Source organism: Streptomyces sp. NPDC001709 (assembly GCF_053596375.1).
This window is the reverse complement of sequence record NZ_JBSFGB010000115.1, coordinates 1-5,010: the sequence shown is the minus strand read 5'-3', so window position 1 is coordinate 5,010 and position 5,010 is coordinate 1. Positions and strand designations below refer to the sequence as shown.

The window sequence follows — 5,010 nt, the reverse complement described above, 5'->3', positions numbered from 1 at the left end:
CCACACCGCAGCATGAGCCAGATCCCCCGGCCGCGTCACCAACGCCAAACGCCCCGCCCGCTCCCGAGCCAGCCACCACTGCACCAACGCCAACATCTCACTTGTGGTGCAGTGCACGCGGTCGGCGGTCTCCGTACCGGAACCCGCCGGGCACGGAACGACCGTGACCACCGCGACATCGGGAAGGGCCTGCTCGGCGGACAGAGCGGCCAGGTCCGCGTAGCTCCGTACGTCGAGCCCGGCGGCAGCGTCAGCCTCGGTGAGGGCCGCCGGCTGCCATGCGAGGCCGAACAGCGAGTCGTCGGCACGCCTGCCGGAGCCGCCCGCCGCGAGCAGTTGCTCGCGCGACACCGGCCGCAGCGACAGCGAGCCGACCGTGGCCACCAGACCACCCGAGGCGTCGGCCACGGTCAGCGACACCGCGTCCGTACCCGTGCGAGAGACCTTGACCCGCAGCGCCGTCGCCCCCGCGGCACGCACACCCACCTCGGACCAGGCGAAGGGCAGCAGCGGCCCGTCGGCGACGGGGACGAGCCCGCCCGCGCCGATCGCGTGGAGCGCCGCGTCCAGCAGCGCCGGATGAACGGCGAACGTGTCTGCCTCCGTGCCCTCGGGGAGAGCGACCTCGGCGAGGACGTCGTCCCCGCTGCGCCACACCGAGCGCAGCCCGCGGAAGACCGGGCCGTAGCCCAGGCCGAGCCCGTCCAGGCCCTCGTAGAACCCGGTCAGGTCGACCGCCTCCGCACCCGCCGGCGGCCACGCGCCGAGGTCCGCGCCGTGCGGCGGCTCGGGCAGCGCGTCCGTCAGGAAGCCGACCGCGTGCCGCACCCACGGCGCGTCGTCCGGGGCGTCCTCCCGTCGCGAGTGCACGCTCAGCGCGCGCCTGCCCGGCTCCTCCTCGGCCCCGACCCACACCTGCACGGCCACACCGCCGTGCTCCGGGACGATCAGCGGTGCTTCCAGCGTCAGGTCCTCGACCTGTCCACAACCCGCCTCGTCGCCGGCACGCACCGCCAGCTCCACGAGCCCGGTACCCGGCAGCAGCACGCTGTCCATGACCGTGTGGTCGGCGAGCCAGGGGTGAGTCCTGAGCGAGAGCCGCCCGGTGACCAGGAACCCGCCGGCGCCGGGCAGCGCGACCGCCGCACCGGCCAACGGGTGCTCCGCCGCACCCAGCCCGAGTCCGGTGGCAGCGGCTGTGCCGGCGAACTCCTCGGGCGCTTCCAGCCAGAAGCGCTCGTACTGGAAGGCGTAGGTCGGCAGGTCGACGCGCCGGGCACCCGGGAAGAGCGCCTGCCAGTCCGGGGAGACCCCACGGACGTGCAGCTCGGCGAGCGCGGTGACGACGGCCTGCGGCTCGGGGCGATCGGTCCGTACGACGGGGACGGTGACGATGTCGCCGTCGAGGCACCCTTGTGCGAGGGCGCTGAGGACGCCGCCGGGGCCGATCTCGACGAAGGTCGTCACGCCCAGCTCGTGCAGGGTCCGCACACCGTCCGCGAAACGGACCGCCTCACGGACGTGCCGCACCCAGTACTGCGGCGTGTACGGCTCCGCCAGATCACCCGTCAGGTTGGAGACCACCGGGATCCGCGGCTCACTGAACGTCAGACCACGCACGACCTCCCCGAACTCCTCCAGCATCGGATCCATCAACGGCGAATGGAACGCGTGACTGACCTTCAGACGGGACGTCTTACGACCCTGCTCACGGAAGGCTTCACCGATGGCGACGACCACGTCCTCAGCGCCAGAAACCACAACCGACCGCGGACCGTTGACCGCCGCGATCCCGACCTCGTCGGTCAAGTGCGGCAACACCTCGTCCTCGGTCGCCTGCACAGCCACCATCGCCCCGCCCGCGGGCAGAGCCTGCATCAGCGCGGCACGCGCCGACACCAACTTCGCCGCATCCCCGAGCGACAACACACCCGCCACATGCGCCGCCGCGATCTCACCCACCGAGTGACCGGCCACGTAATCCGGCCGCACATCCCACGACTCCAGCAACCGGAACAACGCCACCCCGACCGCGAAGAGCGCGGGCTGCGTCGAACCCGTCTGGTGGAGCTCCTCCGAGTCGACGTCGACGGGCGTGTCGAGAAGCGCGCAGACCTCGTCGTACGCCGTGGCGAACACGGGGTACGCCTCGTACAGCTCGCGCCCCATGCCGATCCGCTGCGAGCCCTGACCCGAGAACAGGAACCCGACCTTGCCGCCGGCGCCCGGTTCGCCCAGGACAACCCGGGTGGACGGGGACCCCGCGGCCAGCGCGCGGAGTCCTTCGAGGAGTTCGGCGCGGTTCTCCCCCACCACGGCGGCCCGGTGCTCCATGGCCGAGCGTGTGGTGGCGAGCGAGAAGCCGGTGTCGGCCGGCTGCAGGTCCGCGTCGGGGACCAGGGACAGCAGGCGCTCCGCCTGTGCCCGCAGCGCCGCCTCGGTCCTGCCCGACAGCACCCACGGCACGACCGCGTCGGCGACGGGCAGGGGCGGCAACTCCTCCGAGGCGGGAGCCTGCTCGACGATCACGTGGGCGTTGGTGCCGCTGATACCGAAGGAGGACACCGCAGCTCGGCGCGGCCGGTCGTACGCAGGCCACTCCACGGCCTCGGTCAGCAGCCGGACGTCACCGGCCGACCAGTCCACGTGCGGCGTCGGGTCGTCCACATGCAGGGTCTGCGGCAGCACACCGTGGCGCATCGCCATCACCATCTTGATCACACCACCGACACCCGCAGCCGCCTGCGCATGACCGATGTTCGACTTCAGCGACCCCAGCCACAACGGCCGCTCCACCGACCGCTCCTGACCGTACGTCGCGATCAACGCCTGCGCCTCGATCGGGTCACCCAACCTCGTCCCCGTACCATGCGCCTCCACCACGTCGACCTGATCCGAAGACAGGCCCGCGTTGGCCAGCGCCTGCCGGATCACCCGCTGCTGCGAAGGCCCGTTCGGAGCCGTCAGACCGTTCGACGCACCGTCCTGGTTCACCGCCGTACCACGAACCACCGCCAGCACCCGGTGCCCGTTACGCCGGGCATCGGACAGCCGCTCCACCAGCAGCATGCCCGCACCCTCGGCCCAGCCCGTACCATCCGCACCGGCCGCGAACGCCCTGCACCGGCCATCAGCCGACAGGCCCCGCTGACGGCTGAACTCCACGAACGTCGAGGGAGTCGCCATGACGGTGACGCCGCCGACCAGCGCCATCGAGCACTCGCCGGTGCGCAGCGCCTGGGTCGCGAGGTGCAGCGCCACCAGCGAGGACGAGCACGCCGTATCGACCGTGACCGCCGGGCCCTCAAGACCGAACGTGTACGAGACCCGGCCGGAGGCGATGCTGCCCGCGCTGCCGCTGCCCAGATAGGCGTCCATGCCCTCCGGAGCCGTTCTCACGCGCCCGGCGTAGTCGTGGTACATCACCCCCGCGAAGACACCGGTCCTGCTGCCCCGCACCGTCGCCGGGTCGATCCCGGCCCGCTCGAACGCCTCCCACGACGTCTCCAGCAGCAACCGCTGCTGCGGGTCCATCGCCAGCGCCTCACGCGGCGAGATCCCGAAGAAGGCCGGGTCGAACTCGGCAGCCTCGTGGAGGAAGCCGCCGTGGCGCACGTAGGACTTGCCGGAGCGGTCGGGGTCCGGGTCGTAGAGGTTCTCGATGTCCCAGCCGCGGTCCTCGGGAAAGCCCGAGATCGCGTCGCCGCCGGAGGCGACGAGGCGCCACAGGTCTTCGGGGGACCGCACGTCACCGGGGAACCGGCAGGCCATGCCCACGATCGCGATCGGCTCGTCCGTCCCGGTCACCGCGGCGACCGCGGCCTCGGACTTCTCCTGGACACCGAGCGTCTGTGCCAGCAGGAAGCGGGAGAGCGCGATGGGCGTGGGGTGGTCGAAGACCATGGTCGCGTGGAGCCGCAGCCCGGTCGCCGTGTTCAGCCGGTTGCGGAGCTCCACCGAGGTGAGCGAGTCGAAACCGGCGTCCTGGAAGGCGTGTTCGGGCTGGACGGCCTGGAGCGAGGCGTGGCCTAGGACGGCGGCTACCTCGGTGCGCACCAGGTCCAGCACCACCTGCTCGCGCTCGGCCTCCGGCAGCCCGGCCAGCCGCCGGCCCAGCGATCCCTTCGGCGCGGTCTGCGCCGTGCGCCGCACGGTGCCCCGTACGGGGCCGCGCAGCCCTCGCAGGAGCGGCGGCACCGTGCCCTGCAGCCTGCCCAGGTCCAACCGCAGCGGGGCGACGACGGCCCGGTCCAGGGCCAGCGCCGCGTCGAACAGCCGCAGTCCCTCGTCGACGGCGATCGGGGCCAGGCCCACCCGCTTGAGCCGGGTGAGGTCCGCCTGGTCGAGCCGGTCGGCCATGCCGCTGTCCTGCTCCCACAGGCCCCATGCCAGCGACGTGGCGGGGAGCCCCCGGGCGCGGCGGGCTTCGGCGAAGGCGTCGAGGAAGGTGTTCGCCGCCGCGTAGTTGCCCTGACCCGCGCTGCCCAGGATGCCGGACACCGAGGAGAAGACGACGAACGCCGACAGGTCGCTCGTCAGCCCATGGAGGTTGAGTACGGCATCGACCTTCGGACGCAGCACCGTCGCCAGGCGCTCCGGGGTGAGCCCGGCGATCACGCCGTCGTCGAGGACGCCGGCCGTGTGCACCACGGCCGTCACCGGCGTGCCGGCCAGCACCTCGGCGAGGGCGTCCCGGTCGGCCGCGTCACAAGCCGCCCAGCGCACCTCGGCGCCCGACGCGACAAGTTCGGCCTCCATCTCGACCGCGCCGGGTGCCTCCGCGCCGCGCCGGCTGAGCAGCAGCAGGCTGCGCACGCCGTGCTCGGCGACCAGGTGCCGGGCGACGAGCCCGCCCAGCGCACCGGACGCACCGGTCAGCAGGACGGTGCCGGGGCCCAAGTCCGGCGTGCCGGTCGCGGTTCCGGTGGCCTTCACCAGGCGCGGTACGAACACCTCCCCGTCGCGGACCGCGAACTGCGGCTCACCGGAAGCGAGCGCGCCCGGCAGCAC

At 72.8% G+C, this 5,010-nt stretch carries 1 protein-coding gene; it reads right to left on the bottom strand.

From position 1 onward, the window contains the following. Window positions 1-5,010, bottom strand: a 5,010-nt coding sequence (locus ACWC0C_RS47950; RefSeq protein WP_450871494.1) for a type I polyketide synthase, incomplete at both ends; no start/stop codon positions are given.